This is a genomic window from Mannheimia haemolytica, assembly GCF_004342115.1.
GTDB lineage: Bacteria > Pseudomonadota > Gammaproteobacteria > Enterobacterales > Pasteurellaceae > Mannheimia > Mannheimia haemolytica.
The window spans coordinates 18344-34746 of the sequence record NZ_SMAC01000013.1 but is presented as its reverse complement, the minus strand read 5'-3'; the positions used below and the strand labels follow the sequence as shown (position 1 = coordinate 34746).

Annotated in this window: 19 protein-coding genes; 13 read left to right on the top strand and 6 right to left on the bottom strand. The window is 40.8% G+C overall.

Annotation, left to right across the window (positions count from 1 at the left end):
• Window positions 1-73: 73 nt before the first annotated feature.
• From EDC41_RS06175 to EDC41_RS06150, 6 genes are all read left to right on the top strand, one after another.
• Entirely contained in the window at window positions 74-1795 is a 1722-nt protein-coding gene (locus EDC41_RS06175; RefSeq protein ID WP_006250357.1) for a penicillin-binding protein activator, read from the top strand.
• A complete protein-coding gene (locus EDC41_RS06170; RefSeq protein ID WP_006250860.1) occupies window positions 1770-2141 on the top strand; it encodes a YraN family protein in 372 nt (123 codons plus the stop codon). Before EDC41_RS06175 ends, EDC41_RS06170 begins: the two co-directional genes overlap by 26 nt.
• Before the next feature lie 5 nt (window positions 2142-2146).
• Window positions 2147-2731, top strand: coding sequence for a D-sedoheptulose-7-phosphate isomerase (locus EDC41_RS06165; RefSeq protein ID WP_006250861.1), 585 nt, complete (start codon window positions 2147-2149; stop codon window positions 2729-2731).
• Window positions 2732-2740: 9 nt separating this feature from the next.
• The gene (gene dolP / locus EDC41_RS06160; protein ID WP_006250862.1) at window positions 2741-3331 is read left to right on the top strand and encodes a division/outer membrane stress-associated lipid-binding lipoprotein; all 591 of its coding nucleotides are present in this window, start codon (window positions 2741-2743) and stop codon (window positions 3329-3331) included.
• 289 nt (window positions 3332-3620) lie between these two features.
• A complete protein-coding gene (locus EDC41_RS06155; protein WP_006250361.1) occupies window positions 3621-3812 on the top strand; it encodes a hypothetical protein in 192 nt (63 codons plus the stop codon).
• Window positions 3805-4092, top strand: coding sequence for a type II toxin-antitoxin system RelE/ParE family toxin (locus EDC41_RS06150; protein WP_020824245.1), 288 nt, complete (start codon window positions 3805-3807; stop codon window positions 4090-4092). The genes EDC41_RS06155 and EDC41_RS06150 overlap by 8 nt, the downstream gene beginning before the upstream one ends.
• A gap of 146 nt (window positions 4093-4238) precedes the next feature.
• On the opposite strand, the gene argE is transcribed toward EDC41_RS06150, so the two are convergent.
• From argE to rdgC, 4 genes are read right to left on the bottom strand one after another with little or no spacing between them, the layout of a single operon-like run.
• Window positions 4239-5381 carry an acetylornithine deacetylase gene (argE, locus tag EDC41_RS06145; protein WP_006250863.1) on the bottom strand — a complete coding sequence of 381 codons (1143 nt, stop codon included), beginning with the start codon at window positions 5379-5381 and terminating at the stop codon, window positions 4239-4241.
• 3 nt (window positions 5382-5384) lie between these two features.
• Window positions 5385-6176 (bottom strand): DUF998 domain-containing protein, encoded by a 792-nt coding sequence (locus EDC41_RS06140; RefSeq protein WP_115262483.1) that lies wholly within the window; start codon window positions 6174-6176, stop codon window positions 5385-5387.
• Window positions 6177-6191: 15 nt separating this feature from the next.
• Window positions 6192-6797, bottom strand: coding sequence for a beta-phosphoglucomutase family hydrolase (locus EDC41_RS06135; protein WP_006250366.1), 606 nt, complete (start codon window positions 6795-6797; stop codon window positions 6192-6194).
• 20 nt (window positions 6798-6817) lie between these two features.
• A complete protein-coding gene (gene rdgC, locus EDC41_RS06130; protein WP_006250865.1) occupies window positions 6818-7726 on the bottom strand; it encodes a recombination-associated protein RdgC in 909 nt (302 codons plus the stop codon).
• A 76-nt stretch (window positions 7727-7802) separates the two neighbouring features.
• Between rdgC and proC the strand changes: the two genes are divergently transcribed.
• Together proC and EDC41_RS06120 are read left to right on the top strand one after the other, a co-directional pair.
• Entirely contained in the window at window positions 7803-8621 is an 819-nt protein-coding gene (gene proC, locus EDC41_RS06125) for a pyrroline-5-carboxylate reductase (RefSeq protein WP_006250866.1), read from the top strand.
• The gene (locus tag EDC41_RS06120; RefSeq protein ID WP_006250867.1) at window positions 8618-9772 is read left to right on the top strand and encodes a 3-phenylpropionate MFS transporter; all 1155 of its coding nucleotides are present in this window, start codon (window positions 8618-8620) and stop codon (window positions 9770-9772) included. Before proC ends, EDC41_RS06120 begins: the two co-directional genes overlap by 4 nt.
• Before the next feature lie 59 nt (window positions 9773-9831).
• On the opposite strand, the gene EDC41_RS06115 is transcribed toward EDC41_RS06120, so the two are convergent.
• Window positions 9832-10044: a cold-shock protein gene (locus EDC41_RS06115; RefSeq protein ID WP_006250370.1), complete on the bottom strand. Its 213-nt coding sequence runs from the start codon at window positions 10042-10044 to the stop codon at window positions 9832-9834.
• A 327-nt stretch (window positions 10045-10371) separates the two neighbouring features.
• Here EDC41_RS06115 and proQ point away from each other — a divergent pair, with 327 nt between their 5' ends.
• The 5 genes from proQ to EDC41_RS06090 all read left to right on the top strand — a co-directional run bounded on the left by proQ (window position 10372) and on the right by EDC41_RS06090 (window position 15996).
• Complete coding sequence (proQ, locus tag EDC41_RS06110) at window positions 10372-10905, top strand: RNA chaperone ProQ (protein WP_006250868.1); 534 nt, start codon at window positions 10372-10374, stop codon at window positions 10903-10905.
• Window positions 10906-10990: 85 nt separating this feature from the next.
• Window positions 10991-13003, top strand: a complete 2013-nt coding sequence (prc, locus tag EDC41_RS06105) for a carboxy terminal-processing peptidase (protein ID WP_006250869.1) — start codon at window positions 10991-10993, stop codon at window positions 13001-13003.
• 90 nt (window positions 13004-13093) lie between these two features.
• Window positions 13094-14626: a L,D-transpeptidase family protein gene (locus tag EDC41_RS06100; RefSeq protein ID WP_006250870.1), complete on the top strand. Its 1533-nt coding sequence runs from the start codon at window positions 13094-13096 to the stop codon at window positions 14624-14626.
• A gap of 169 nt (window positions 14627-14795) precedes the next feature.
• Complete coding sequence (gene mepK / locus EDC41_RS06095) at window positions 14796-15350, top strand: peptidoglycan L,D-endopeptidase MepK (RefSeq protein WP_006250374.1); 555 nt, start codon at window positions 14796-14798, stop codon at window positions 15348-15350.
• Window positions 15351-15366: 16 nt separating this feature from the next.
• Window positions 15367-15996 (top strand): MBL fold metallo-hydrolase, encoded by a 630-nt coding sequence (locus tag EDC41_RS06090; protein ID WP_006250375.1) that lies wholly within the window; start codon window positions 15367-15369, stop codon window positions 15994-15996.
• Window positions 15997-16030: 34 nt separating this feature from the next.
• Here EDC41_RS06090 and EDC41_RS06085 read toward each other — a convergent pair whose 3' ends face one another.
• Complete coding sequence (locus tag EDC41_RS06085) at window positions 16031-16402, bottom strand: YcfL family putative periplasmic lipoprotein (protein ID WP_006250376.1); 372 nt, start codon at window positions 16400-16402, stop codon at window positions 16031-16033.
• Window position 16403: the final 1 nt, after the last annotated feature.

Genomic DNA, 16403 nt, shown 5'->3' with positions numbered 1-16403 from the left:
TTGCTTTTAGCTCGTTTGATAAGTAAGATTTCACATTAAATTTAGCACATTATATTCTATTGAGGATCTGACAATGGCAACTATTTTAAACCATACAATGAAAAAAGCATTGGTGCCAACGGCGATTGCATTATTCATTTCTGCCTGTACATCGGTAAATCCTGTCACCGAATCCATTAAAAATGAAGCCTATTCAAGCTCGGAATTCTATATTAATAAAGCAGATCAAACCAAAGAAGCGGAAGATAAAATTTCGTATCAACTTTTAGCTGTACGCAAATTAATTGATGAAAATAAGGAATATGAGGCTCAAAATACCTTTAGTGAAATTCTGACCGCAGAGATGAACGAGGTGCAAAAGTTAGAGTATGCCTTGGTTTCCGCCCAGCTTGCCGCCTTACAAGGGAAAAACGAGCAAGCAACAAGCCAATTAAAAGCCATTCAAGATCCGCTATTAAGTTCGGCACAGCGTTTGCGTTATATTCAAACCCAAGCCCGTATTGCTGCCAATCAGAAAGATGTGATTGGCATTGTGCGTGCAAGATCGCAACTTAACAATTTCTATAAAATGAACCGTGAACGCCAAGAAAATAACGATATTATTTGGCAAACCTTGCGTGATGCAAATCGAGGAATGCTGGAAAAAACTGTGCCTGAAGCGGGTGAGATGGAGCTTGCTGGTTGGTTGGCATTAATTAATATCTATAATCAAAATGTGACGACACCGGCACAAATGCCACAAGCAATTAATAATTGGAAAGCCCAATACCCGAGCCATAGTGCGGTTGCCGTAATGCCAACGGAATTACAAGGGGTGAGTAATTTCCAACAAACCCAGTTAAACAGTGTCGCATTGCTATTGCCTCTAAGTGGTGATGCAAAAATTTTGGGTGATATTATCAAGCGTGGTTTTAATGATGCTAAGGCTGATGACTCAACCGCAGTGCAAACTTTTGATACCGATTCATCTGATGTTAATTCCTTAATTTCACAGGCAAAACAGCAAGGGGCAAATGTGATTGTCGGGCCATTGCTCAAATCTCGTGTTGATGAAATGCTACTTAGCCCAGAAATCCAAAACGTGAATATTTTGGCACTGAATGCCACTGAAAATGTGCGTAATATTGCTCAGGTGTGTTACTACGGTTTATCTCCTGAATCTGAGGCACAATCAGGGGCGGAAAAAATTTATCAAGACGGTAATAGTGTCGCTATCGTTGCGGCCCCTCAAGATGACTACGGCAACCGCTCGGCAGAAGCCTTTGCCAAACGCTGGCGTCAGCTTACCAATAGCGATGCTGATGTGCGTTACTACAATCAACCGCTTGATGCCGTTGCCGCTATTCAAAATGCAGGTGTGAGCAAAGCAGCTTTATATATTTTGGGGAATGCCGAGCAAGTATTAGAAATTAAACAAGGTATTGATAGCTCAACCTTAAAAGATCGTTTAGCGATCTATACCTCATCTCGCAGTAATTCGCCAAATAACGGCATTGATTTTTACACTTCAATGGAAGGGGTAAAATTTAGTGAAGTGCCACTGTTAGCTGATCAAAGTTCTAGTGAATATAAAAAAGCCGAGAATTTAGCCAATAGCGATTTCTCAATGATGCGTTTATACGCAATGGGGGCTGATGCGTGGTCATTGGCAACCAAATTCAATGAATTCCGCCATATTCCGGGCTACAAAATTTCAGGTTTAACCGGTGAGTTAAAAGCCGGACAACATTGTAATATTGAACGTAGTTTATCTTGGATGCAATATCGCAATGGAGCTATTCAACAAGCTTATTAATAAACGGGAACAAGGCTCGTTTTATGAACAAAAAGCCCGAGTGTTTTTAGAACAGCAAGGGCTTCGTTTTGTTGCCGCTAACCAAGCATTTAAAGGTGGCGAACTGGATCTGATTATGCAAGACGGACAAACCGTTGTGTTTGTAGAAGTTCGCCAGCGTAAAAGCAACCGCTTCGGTTCAGCCGTTGAGAGTATTGATTACCGCAAGCAACAAAAATGGCAAAATGCCGCTAATATGTGGTTGCTTAAACAAAACCAAAGTTTAGAAACTGCAAATTGCCGTTTTGATGTGGTTGCTTTTGAAGGAAACCAAACGCCTGTGTGGATTCCTAACTTTTTAGGTTAGAAAGAATGTTAAATAAAATCCAAGATAGATTTACCGAAAGTATTCAAACCCAAATTTCCGCCGCTGAGCTATTGCCGGCTAAATTAAGTGAAGCGGCAAACCGCATTGTTGCCTGTTTGTTGCGTGGCGATAAAGTTATCGTCTGCGGACACGGTCGCTCTTACGGTAATGCCGAATTATTGGTCAGCCACTTACTTCACCGTTATGAACTGGCAAGACCGAGTTTTGCTGCCGTACAACTGCAATTAAGCGGTGTATTGGCAGGAGTTGTGGCACAAGATAACGAGTTAGAGGCTGTTTATAAAAAACAGTTGCAGGCGGTTGCAAAAGAGGGTGATCTCTTCATTGTTTTTTCGCCTGTGGGTAATGAAGAATGTATATTGCAAGCTATTCATACGGCGAAAAATCAACATTTAGATTTAGATATTATTGCTTTAACAGGCAGTAATAACGACCACACACTCGGCTTATTAGATGAAAGTGATATTGAAATTTCAGCCCCTTCCACCAATCAACTGAGGGTGATTGAAAGCCATCATTTTTATGTGAATTTATTATGTGAACTTATCGACCATTTACTATTTTCGTAAGGAGAGATTATGAACAAATTAGCAAATAAACTATTAAAGGGCAGCCTATTAGTATTAGGTTTTATCTCTTTACAAGGTTGTATCACCACGGCGGTGGTGACTTCTGTGGCGGTTGCAACTAAAGTGGCGACAGACCCACGCACCACCGGCACGCAAGTTGATGATGAAATTTTAGAAGAAAAAGTCGCTTACAACATTAATAAAGACGAGCAAATCAAACAAGAAGCCCGAATTAACGTGGTGGCTTACAACGGCAAAGTGTTATTAATCGGGCAAGCACCAAGTATGGACGTAGTGGAAAATGCGAAAAACCTCGCTGCTGGGGCGGAGGGCGTGACGGAAATTTACAACGAAATCCGCCAAGGCGAAAAAATCGGCTTTGGACAGATTACACAAGACAGCTGGATTACCACCCAAGTGAAATCCAAACTGTTAGTAAATGGCGAGGTAAAAGCCACCGAAGTGAAAGTCGTCACCGAAAACGGCGAAGTGTTTTTAATGGGCAAAGTCAGCCAAAACCAAGCTGATGCCGCCGCCGAAGCCGCTCGCAATGTAGGTGGAGTAACCAAAGTGGTGAAAGTATTTAGTTATGCGCAGTAATTGATAAGCTCAATTAGTTTATATTTTTGTAACTCACAAGCGGTCTAAATTTGTCATTTTTTTGCAAATTTAGACCGCTTGTTTGATATAAGAAGATGACCTTAGATAGGAAGATAAAATCTATGAGTGGATGATCGTAATGATGATTTTTAATTCATTTGACTCGAAAAATATGCACACCCTATCAACATAAGGATTCCCTTGACTCTTCATTGCTTTGAGCGTAGATTTAAACTTAAACTATGTCTTGAACATAGTGGAATCAAGACACAAATCAAAGGAGCAGAATATGCTATTCAAAGAACAAGGATATGATGAGTTTCTTGCAGAGCAAATTAAAGCTGGTCAAGAAGCAATAGCTCGAGGAGAAACCTTTACCAAAGAACAAATCAATAACGAATTAAATCATTTATTTGCGGATATGCAGAAACGTCAGCAATTACGAGAAAATGAAAATTTGTTTGAGGTTAATTATGCCTAAATCTTGGGAGCTGTCACTTACCGCAAGGTCTAATGTCATTGAGATTTTACAGTCGGTAGAAGATTATACAGGGCATTGGTTGAGCGTAGTTTCACTTTGGGAACAATTACAAAATAAACTCGATCTCATTGCATTTATGCCTACAATAGGGCGACGTAGAGAAGATGGCACATTAGAAACATTCTGCCGCAATTATCGTATTGTCTATGAGATACACCTAGAAAAAGTATATATTATTACTATAATTCATTCTCGCCGTTTGTATCCAAGACCTAGCTAGAGATTAATACCTATCTAACAGAATCTCCTTAAATCAATGATGAAGTATGGAAGTTTATAGGTCACTCAATACTAAATATCAAGCGGTCATTTTTGCCGATTCTTTTGCAAAAAGTATGGCGAAAATGAGCGCTTGTTTCTGTTGATTTATCCACAAAAATGATAAATCAATTTAGTCAATAACTCTTTTGTCGGTTCGATATATTTCATTTCCAAAAACTCATCGGGCTGGTGGGCTTGTTCAATGGAGCCGGGGCCTAGTACCAGCGTTGGGCAGAGTTGTTGAATGAATGGGGCTTCAGTGCAGTAATTGACGGCATCGCATTTTTCGCCCAGTAGCTTTTCAACCACTTGCACGATTTGTGCCGAGTGTTCGCATTCGTAGCCCGGAATTCCATCGTGTAAATGGCGGATTTCAATTAAATCGCCATATTGTTCCAGCATCGGTTTTAAATGCTCGTTTACCATTGCATACAAATCTTGCACCGCCATATTCGGTAGTGGTCGCATATCAAATTGCAATTCGCAACAGGCACAAATGCGGTTAATGGCATCGCCGCCGTGAATATTGCCGAAGTTCATTGTCGGGTGGGTGACTTGGAACAGCGGATTGTGGTATTTCTCTCGCAGTTCATCACGCATTTTCATTAAATAACCGATAGATTGGTGCATTAATTCAATCGCATTAATGCCTTTGGCGGGGTCGCTGGAGTGTCCGCTTCTGCCGGTAATGCGAACCGATTCGCCAATATGCCCTTTGTGGGCTCGAATCGGTTTGAGCGAGGTCGGCTCGCCAATAATCGCACAATCGGGGCGAATGTGGCTGTGCTGAGCAAAGGTTCTTGCCCCCAGCATTGTGGTTTCTTCATCAGCGGTGGCAAGAATGCGAATCGGCTTTTTGATTTGGGTTAGGTCGAGTTGGCTCACAACCTCCACCACAAAGGCGAAAAAGCCTTTCATATCTGCCGTGCCTAAGCCGTAGAGTTTGCCTGCTTTTTCGGTTAATTGGAATGGATTGAAGCGCCATTTTCCTTCATCAAACGGCACGGTGTCGGTATGCCCTGCCAATAATAAACCGCCCTCACCCTCGCCATAGGTCGCAAGTAAATTGTATTTATTATGGCTACCTTCTACCGCTAAAATCTCGGTTTTAAAGCCGAAATCTGCCAGCCAAGTGGCGAGCAATTCAATCAAACGGCGGTTCGATAAATCTTCTTCGGCAACAAGGCTGGAAATGGTCGGTAGCTCAATCAGTTGAGCATAGCGTTGAATAAAGGAAATCTGTTTCATTGGTTATCCTTGTTGTCTGAATGAGGGCAATTTCAACAGGCGTTTAATGATGGCAAAACCGGCTAAAATTTCCCACAGCATAATGGTATAAATACCTGCTCGTTCAATTAACGGGCTAAACAGGGTTGGTAGGAAAATCGTGATTAAAATACAGATTGCCCCGATAACGCCCGCACCAATGCTAAAGCGTTTAAAAAATTGCATTGAAGGGTGGTAGAGATCGAAGCCTGCGATGATCAGCGTTAAATTGCCGATTAAAAACGTAATGCTTGCCCCTAAATTGTAAATGCCGAATTCGCCACGACTGCTTGGCTGAATACCGGCAACTAGTGAGCAGCCAATCGCAAAGCATAGCGAAAGCAATAAGCCGATGACCCGCAATTTGTTGTGAGCAATGTGGGTGATGCCGATTGCATAAATAAAGAAAAAAACGACTGCTTGTAGCACAAACATTGAACGCATTACCACCGAAAGTGGTGATAATTCGCTGATTTTTTCATCTATCATTGTGCCGACTGGAATCATCAATTCAAGGGTGCTATGGTGGAAGTAAGTGGTGAGCGATCTTTCGCTAAATAAAATCGTGATGTGTTCCGCCACCAAATAAAATAGCCCGCTAAAACTTGAAACCATACCAATAATAAAAATCAAAAAGGCACAGCTTTTACGAAAACAAGGGTGCATTAGAAAAAGGTAGAATTTCACCCCAAATGAACCGCTGGTAAAGTAGTTTTCGATGGCTTTGGAAAGCGTGGTTAATTGTTGAATTAAATGTTTAATCCACTCTGTTTTCATATAAACCTATCATTTTTAACGGGTTGAGTGAGTTATCGTATTCGTACGTACATCAAACACGTTCATATTGCCGTTGAGGGCGGCTTGCACGCCTAAATCGGCATCTTCAAACACCAAACAGCGGTGTGGGGCAATGCCAAGTTTTTCCGCACATTTTAAAAAGGTTTCAGGGGCTGGCTTATGGTTGCTTACATCATCAGAATCTACAATAACCGAAACATATTGACGTAAGTTAAATTTTTGGTCTAATAATTCCACCATTGCACGGTGTGAGCCTGTGCCGATTGCCATTGGTTTTTTGCCAACGTTAGCTTTAATAATCTCAAAGGCAGGCAACAGAGTGGCATTGGCTAACACCATTTCAATCCCAAATTCCCGTTTTAGTTGTACCACTTGCTCAAAATAATGCTCGGGGATATTGGAGCGTTGCATTATTTCTCGGGCAATCACAAAAGTGGTTGAGCCACTCAGTTCGTACATTGGCTTTGGATTGATTGGGTAGCCTAACACTTCGCCCACCTTTTCCCACGCCTTGGCGTGGCTTGGCATCGTGTCAATTAATGTGCCGTCCATATCAAAAATCAAGGCGTCATATTGGTCGATAATGGTTTGATCTAACATTGCTTTCCTTAAATTTTTTTCTAAATTCTGGATTTAATTCCGCCAAATTCGGCAATCATTTTTTCGGTGAAAAGTTTCAGCTCTTCGGTCATTAATAAGAAATCGGCATCAAAGCGTTGAGCCACATCTTCTTTGAGAATATCGTCATTTTTCTCTCGCACTTCATCGGCAAACTTCAGGCGTGAAAGCGTGGCGTCTTCATTTAACACGCAATTGAAATGCCCTTCCCATTCAATCGCAAGTTTTGTGATAAATTTGCCCGCTTGCAAGTGCCGGGCGATTTCTTCCGTCTCTAAATCTTGGCGTTTACAGCGAATAATGCTGTCGGTATCGAAAGATTTCAGTTCTGCCTCTTCCAACAAATTCAACCAACTTGGCGTATGCCCTTTGGCGATCCAATTCGTCATTACCTCTGCCGGCGGTAGGGTAAAGGAAATCGGCACAACCGGCAACGAGCCAAGTGTTTTTCGCAGTAACGCCAGCGTATCTTCCGCCCGTTTGCTCGAGGCTGCATCCACATAAACCAACTGATTATCTAAATCCAACCAAAGAGCGGTGAATTGATGTTTGCTGAATGCTCGAGGCAATAACGCAGAAACGATCTGATCTTTCACGGCTTGTTTTTCGGTTTTTTTCAGCTTACGAGCCTCTTTTTCTTCCAGTTCTGCAATGCGTTGCTCGGTTTCGGCTTTCACCACATTAGCAGGTAATAATTTATCTTCTTTGTGTGAAATCAGCAAAAATTGGTTCGCTTGTGAGAAATGCAGTAAATCCGAGCCGGTAAGTGGCGTAGCCCAGCCGAATTTGCTCATATCGTGCTGGCTGCAAGGGGTAAAGCGGGTTTCTTGCTGTAACTCGTTAAGGCTATTGCTTTCCAACGCCAGCTCGCCGGTTAATTTATAGATCATCACATTTTTGAACCAAACCATTTTTGCATATCCTTTATCGGGTGTAGAATAGTGTTATTTTAACAGACCCCAACCCAACACAGTAGAGAATTTGCGAATGAACGAGAAAAAACTTGCCTTTATCGGCACCGGAAATATGGCGTATGCGATTATTCAAGGCTTATTAAAAAGCGGTTATTCTGCCGAACAAATCATTGCGTGCAATAAAAGTAATTTGGCTCGCCGAGAGGAGTTACAAGCGGTCGGAATTGCGACAAATTTTGCAAATCGTGAGGCGGTAGAGCAGGCTGACGTGATCGTGCTGGCGGTAAAACCACAGATGATGGCACAAGTGTGTGCCGAGTTTGCCGATGTTGATTTTTCCAACAAATGGGTGATTTCAGTAGCAGCAGGTATTTCTGTGCAACGCTTGGAAACGCTGTTGCCGAGTGCGAAAAATATCATTCGCACGATGCCAAACACCCCGTCTTTAATCAGCGAAGGAATGACCGGATTATTTGCAAAAAAATCGGTAAATCCGACCGCTTGCCAATTTGCCGAACAGTTGATGTCAGCCGTTGGTAAATGTTACTGGGTGGAAACCGAGGAGCAAATCAACCACATTATTGCGATAACCGGCTCAAGCCCGGCGTATTTCTTCCGTTTTATGGAGGCAATGCAGCAAAGTGCGGTGCAAATGGGCTTTTCCGAGCAGGACGCAAGAACGCTTGTACAATCTGTCGCATTGGGGGCGACGAAATTGGTGGAAGCGAACCCGACTACGCCACTTTCGACCTTGCGGGAAAATGTGACCTCAAAGGGAGGCACAACGGCGAAAGCCCTTGAGGTGTTTGAGCAGCACGATCTTGCTAAAACCGTTGATGATGCAATGTGGGCGGCAATTCATCGAGCCAGAGAAATGGAGCAATCGTTATGATGAAAGTTTCCCCGTTCCAATGGGCGGCATTTAATTACTTTGGCTTTTTTTGTGCCTATGGCGTGTTGTTGCCGTTTTTGCCAGTGTGGCTTAAACATCACGGCTATTCGACTGAAATGATCGGCTTATTTGCCGCAGTTGGCTATTTGTTCCGCTTTGCCGGCAGTATGCTTGCCTCACAACGGGTAAAAACCGTGAGCCAACTCATTCCCACCGCCCGCAGTTTAACTTGGCTGAATATTGCGGCTGCGGTGGCGTTGCTGTTTTCAGGGGATTTCATTTGGCTACTTTTTCCGGTGTTAATGTTGTTTCAAATGTTCAATTCGGGGGCAATGCCGATAGCCGATAGCATTGCCTCAATTTGGCAACATCAGATCGGGCTGGATTACGGCAGAGCAAGGTTATTCGGCTCAATGGCGTTTGTGGTAGGCTCACTTTCTGCCGGCTATCTTATCGGCTTGCTTGGTGAAAATTCGGTGGTGTGGATTATCATCGGTTTCTTGGTTTTTTTAGGAATAGGGCAGCTTGCTACGCCCAAAGTCGGGTTTGAAGAACAAGGTAATAAAGCCAATACTTCAAGCGTAACTTATCGCCAATTATTGAAAGAGCCGGAAACCTTAAAAATGTTGATCGCGGTGTCGTTAATTTCAGCCTCGCACGCCGCTTATTACACTTACAGCACCATTCATTGGTCAAATGCCAGTATTTCAACCGCAATGACTAGCCTGTTTTGGGGCTTGGCGGTGGTGGCGGAAATTTTGTTCTTTTTGGTCTCTAAACGCTTGTTTAAATCGTGGAAAATCAGCCATTTAATGATTTTAGCTGCCGTTTTTGCAGTGATTCGTTGGGCAATAATGGGTAGTACTACAGAGATCGTGCTGATTATTGTAATGCAAATGCTACATTCTATTACCTTCGGGGCGGCTCATATTGCGATGATTCGCTATATTTCGATGCAATCGGCAGAGCGTGTGACGAAATTACAAGGTCTCTATTTTGGCTTGGCAAGCTGTGCTTTTATGGCAGTATTTACCTTTATTGCCGGAATGGTCTATCAACATTCCCCAAGCCTGACATTTTGGTTGATGGCAATTTTTACCCTACCTGCCATTTTTATTGTGCCGAAAAGGTTTGAAGTACAGATTAATTGATAGCAAAAATGCCGACAAGTTGTCGGCATTTTTATCGAAATTCATTGAATTTGCTGAAATTAGATTGTTTTCACGTTTACGGCTGAAGCTCCACGCTCTGAATCTTGGATTTCAAATTGTACTTTAGCACCGTCTTCTAATGTGCGGTAGCCGCCGTTTGCTTCGATAGCAGAGAAGTGTACGAATACATCTTTGCCACCTTGATCAGGGGTGATAAAACCAAAACCTTTGGTGGCGTTGAACCATTTTACTGTGCCGGTAATTGCTGACATAAAATTTTCCTTATATAAATACAAAAAGTGATAAAAGATAGCTAAACGGGATATTACAGACGTATCTATCAATCACTTGCCTTGAGGAAAATAACTAACAAGATTCAACTTTAATTAACGCACGAACAGCTTGAGCCATTACACCACTTATTCATTTTTTAAGCAAATCATTTTTATACTTTTATGAACATTCAAATGAAAAAAGAGTCTATCTCTTTTGTAAACGTAATGTGGAATTTATATGGACGAAGCCTTATAAATCAAATATAGTATCCAGTTAGATTTTCACTTATCTAATTATTAGATTTTTATTAAATGGGACTTATTATGTCAGAGCAAATTGAGCAAAAAGTAGAACAAACTCAGAATAAAACCAATCCAAGTACCAAGGAAGTGATTGCTTATTTAGCGGAGAAATTTCCGCTTTGTTTCACGCTTGAAGGTGAAGTAAAACCATTGAAAGTTGGGTTGTTTCAGGAATTAGCTGAAGCATTAAAAGATGATGAGAAAATCAGTAAAACGTTATTGCGCCAAGTATTGCGGAATTACACTAATTCTTGGCGTTACTTGGCTGCCAGCCAAGCTAATGTTGCTCGTGTCGGCTTACAGGGTGAAGAAGTTGGCGTGGTAACAGAAGACGAAGCTACTCACGCCGCAGAAGCTTTGGCTGCTGCGAAAGTGGTTGCAGAACGTAAAGCACAAGAGCGTAAAGCACAACGTAAAGAGTACTTCAAACAGAAAGCACGTGAAGAAAATGCGAAAAAGCGTGCAGAATTTAAGGCGAAAAAAGCAATAGATAATTTACCTAAAGCTTCAGAAGAAAAATTAGCTGCATTAGCAGATAAATTCGGTCGTAAATAGTTTTCAAGTCGCTTTGTGCTTACAAGCGGTCGGATTTTAGTAAAATTTTGCAAAAAAATGACCGCTTGATTATTTGGAAAAGAAGATGAAATTAACAAGATTAAATAAAATTTTTGCCCTAGCCCTAGGTTTAATGATAGGAAACGCTTTTGCCGTTCAGCCGGACATTAAAGAAAGTGCGATTGTGATGCCAAAACCTAATGAGCAGCATAGCTTATCAACCAAGCGTGTAACAGCCCGATTAACTCAATCGCATTATCATAAATTTCAACTGAATGATGAGTTTGCAGGGAAGGTTTTTAACCGCTATGTCGATTGGCTTGATCCTTCTCATAATACTTTTCTTCAAGCCGATATTGATGAAATGCGTAGTAAATATGCTACAACATTAGATGATGATTTATATGCTGGTAAATTAGATGCAGCATTTGCAATGTATGAGTTAATGTCTAAACGTCGTTATGAGCGTTATAGCTATGCCTTATCTTTACTAGATAAAGAGCCTGACTTAAAAGGGAATGATGAAATTGAGATTGACCGTGAGAAGGCCGCATTTCCAAAAAGTGTAGAAGAGGCAAATACACTTTGGGAGCAGCGAGTTAAAAACGATATTATCAATTTATATCTTAAAGATAAAAAATGGCTTGAAATTAAGAAAACACTCACTAAACGTTATAACTTTGCGATTAAGCGTTTAACTCAAGTTAAGGCTGATGATATTTTACAAACTTACTTAAATTCATTCTCTCGTGAGATCGATCCCCACACTAGCTATTTGTCTCCTCGTGCGGCAAAAGCGTTCCAAGAGAGCATGAATCTGTCGCTAGAAGGAATTGGTGCAACGCTAACCCAAGAAGATGATGTAACCAGCATTAGAGCATTAGTGCCAGGAGCCCCTGCCGCTAAAAGTAAGAAGCTGGTAGTCGGCGATAAAATTGTCGGTGTAGGTCAAGGTGAGAGAGGTGAGATTGAAGATGTTATCGGTTGGCGTTTGGATAATGTAGTCGATAAAATCAAAGGTAAAAAAGGCACTAAAGTTCGTTTAGAAATTGAGCCTGAAAAAGGTGGAAAAACTAAAATTATTACCCTTGTGCGTGATAAAGTTCGTATTGAGGATAGTGCTGCTAAATTAACGGTAGAAAAAGTAGATGGAAAAAATGTAGGGGTAATTAAGATCCCTACTTTTTATATCGGTTTGACTTCAGATGTACGTAAATTACTTACTCAAATAGAGAAAAAAAATGTTGAAGGATTGATCATTGATTTACGTGAAAACGGTGGTGGTTCGTTAACTGAAGTGATTGAATTAACTGGTTTATTTATTAAAGATGGGCCTGTAGTGCAAGTACAAGACGCATTCAATCGTATCAAAGTACACGAAGATCCAGAATCAAAATCAGTTTATGATGGAAAAGTGATGGTGATGATTAATCGCCATAGTGCTTCAGCCTCTGAAATCTTCGCTGCGGCAATGCAAGATTACAACCGTGCAATTATTGTAGGGCAACAAACCTTTGGTAAGGGAACTGTTCAACAGAGCCGTTCATTGAATTTTGTATATGATTTGGATCAAGAGCCTCTTGGTTTTATCCAATATACGATTCAAAAATTCTACCGTATCAATGGTGGAAGTACCCAGCTAAAAGGGGTTGAGGCGGATATTAAATTCCCGGAAATCATTAATGCTGCAAAAACAGGTGAAAGTTTTGAAGATAATGCGCTTCCTTGGGATAAAATTCCAGCAGCTAATTATAAAGAGGCTGGGAATGCTCGTAACGCGGTTGCTGCATTAACAGCGAAACATCAAGAGCGTATTGCTAAAAACCCAGAGTTTATAGTATTAAACGAGAATATTGCGATTCGAAAAGAACGTGATGAGCGTAAGTTTTTATCGTTAAATTTAGAAGAACGCCTGAAAGAAAATAAAGCAGATGAAAGCAAGCGCTTAAAAGATATTAATGCTCGTTTTGCCCGTGAAGGCAAAAAAGCATTAAAAGATATTGATGATTTACCAAAAGACTATGAAGCACCGGACTTTTTCTTAAAAGAAGCTGAACAGATGATGCTTGATTGGTCAGAATTTGATAAAAAATCATAAATGTGTTTATAATGCGCACATAACGTACCGCTTAGCTCTGCTAAGCGGTTTATTTTTTTATAAATTTGCAAATATTAAGAGGAAGAGTGGGTGAAAACCTTTAAATTATTACCTATTATGGTGGCGTTTTCTGGCATGGCTTTGGCTGAAACAGCCACAGTTGCTCAGGTGGCTTCTGAGCCTGTTGTACAAGATAATATTTTACCACAATTAAGTTTTGCAGCTCAGCAGGCTCGTGCTGCAGAATTGGTAAAACAGGCCGATTATGCGTTAGAACAGGAACAAATTCGTCAAGAGCAAGCAAGAAAATTTGCAGAAGCGGAAGCAAGAATTAAGCAAGAAATAGGTAATAATGCCTTATTGCTGAGCCAAGCAACAACTAAGGTTTATTTAGACAGTGAATTTGCGACAATGTGGAATGATAAAGCCGCAGAAAAAGCATTTTTGAAAGAATATGCATTATTTGCAGTAAGTGGGGTATCCTCTAAATCAGCTAAGGCATTGCAGCAAATCTTAAATCAACCGGAAGGTTTAGGTAGAGATATTTTATTAACTGATGGCTTCTTAGATTATTTGTATTACAACAAAAATGTGTTTAAAAATGCAAATAATTGGTTATATAACTTAGGCAGTTATGTACCAAAATCGCCCTCTTCAGAGCAAATCTTCCAATGGACTAATGCCGTGAGGGAAGGCGATTCTGGGCAGTTTGTAACAAACCTTGTTCCAAGAAACCATTTATATCGTGATACGGCACAGAGAGTATTGGCAATGGCAGGAGGCTCTTCAGCACCTAAAGCCAAAAAAGGTAAAGCTGTTACGGAGGTAGCTGGTGGCGGTAATGGGGCTTCTTTCTATAAATTAGCGCTCAATGCTCAACGTTTACGTATTATTCCAAGTTTTAACAATGGAATTTTTGTGAATATCCCAAGCTATCAATTATATTATTTCCGTGATGGTAATTTAGCTCTTCAATCTAAAGTGATTGTTGGGCGAGAAGATCGCCGTACACCGGTAATGGATAGTAAGCTGAGCAATGTGGTAGTGAATCCACCTTGGAATGTGCCGACTAGTATTATGACTAAAGATATTATTCCTAAACTAGCGCGTGACCCAGGTTATGCAGATCGTGCTAGTTTCGAAATTCTTGATAGTAGTGGCAATAAAATTAATCCGCGTAGCGTAAATTGGTCACAATATTTAAATGCTAAAAGTTCACCATACCGTATTCGCCAGAAAGCAGGTGATGATAGCGCTTTAGGACGTTATAAATTTAATATGCCAAGTTCGGATGCAATTTATTTGCATGATACGCCAAATAGAGGATTATTTGGTAAAACGGGGCGTGCGTTAAGTTCTGGTTGTGTCCGTGTAGAAAAATCTGATGAATTGGCAACCATTTTATTAAAAGAAGCGGGTTGGGGATCTGATAAAAAGAATCAAGTCTTAGGCAGTAAGAAGACGACCTCGGCTCAGATTCGTTCAGATAACCCGGTTTATCTCTATTATGTGACGGCTTGGGTTGAAGGTGGAAAAGTGCAAACCCTTCCGGACATTTATAACTTTGATGCCAAAATCCCACAACATTCTGTGAATTGGGGAAAATTAAAGAGCATTATTTAATCGTGCTATTTCTGATAAATTCCAAGAAGATATCATCTTCTTGGAACTTTTTGAAAATATAGCTTACATAAATTTACGATTGTAAATTTTTACTTTAAGTATGGTGTATAGAAATTCGCTCATTTGTGAGTGATTTTCTATAAATCATTAGCTAACCTATGAGGAAAAAATGAAACAAATTAATGTTCAACGCCGTAAGTGGCTATCACTCGGCGGACTTGTTTTAGGGGCTAGCCTTCTGCCGGGTCAAGTAATGGCAGCGCTTTCTACTCCTGCCCCAGCTGCGTTACGTTTTCGTAATGTGAATACAGGCGATACTTACACTGCTAAATTTGGTGCAGGTGGATTAAATAAAACCGATTTAAGCCAGTTAAACTATTTAATGCGGGATCGTCATATCAATCAAGTTAAAGCAATTGATCCAAAATTATTTGTCAAATTGAATCAATTACAACGCCGTTTAGGTTTCCATAATGCGGAAATCCTAGTATTAAGTGGCTATCGCTCCGCACAAACAAATGCAAGACTTCGTCGTAGAAGCCGTGGTGTTGCCAGCCATAGTTACCATATTCTTGGGCAAGCAGTAGATTTCCAAGTATCAGGTGTGCCGTTATATAAAGTAAAACAAGCGGCTGAGAGCTTGAATAATGGTGGCGTAGGTTATTATCCTCGTAGTAACTTTGTTCACGTAGATACTGGCCCAGTTCGCACTTGGAGAGGCTAACAAGCGGTCTTATTTTATGTTTAATTTGCAAATTATTCCTGTTAGTCCATTTCAACAAAATTGCACGGTGATTTGGGACGAAAATAAGAATGCGGCTATTATTGATGGCGGCGATAATGCCGAAGGCATTATTCAATTTGTTGAATCTCAGCAGCTTAAGGTTCAGAAATTATTGATTACGCACGGTCATTTAGATCATATTATGGCGGTGGAAAAGTTGAGAGAGCATTTTCAAGTAGAGGTTTTCGGCTCGCATCTTGCAGATAAACCTTTATTTGAACGTTTGCCGGAAATGTGCCAACAATTTGGATTACCACCAGTAAATGGCTTTTTGCCGGATCATTGGTTGGAGGAAGGTGATCGGGTCGAAGTCGGCGAGCTGAGCTATACCGTTCGACATTTGCCGGGTCATGCTCCGGGTCATATCGGTTTTTTTGATTTTGACAATCGTATTGCTTTTAGTGGCGATGTTTTATTCCAAAATAGCATAGGTCGAACAGATCTCTATTTAGGCAACCATAGCCAGTTATTGGAAACGATCAGGGAAAAAATGTTTGATTTAGATGATGATTTCATCATCATACCGGGACATGGTCCACACACAACTATCGGGCGGGAAAAACAGACCAACCCGTTTTTGAAATAAATAAAGAAGCAGAGCAGTTGGCTCTGCTTTTTTGCTATTTTACGCCTCGTAAATAGAGGCGGTAATTATGGCTTTCTTCCGTCGGTTTAATGAGTGCAATGGTCTGTTTTTGCTTAGGTTGCAACCATAGATGTTGCCAGCCGATACTATCTGATATACCGTTATGGGATTGTGTTACCCCATCTTTATTATACCAAAATAATTTATAAGTAAGATTAAGCGGAAATTCAGTTAAATTTGTGGTGCTAAATTGCTTGCTATTCGTTTCCAGCTCTATCTTTTCAGCAATGTCAGACTCAATATTGACAATAGGCTCTGAGCCGGTTGGTAAATAGCTGACAGGTTTGCTACCACAAGCGGTCAAAAAAATCGAAAAAATTGCAAATGCAAAGTAGGAAATACGCATA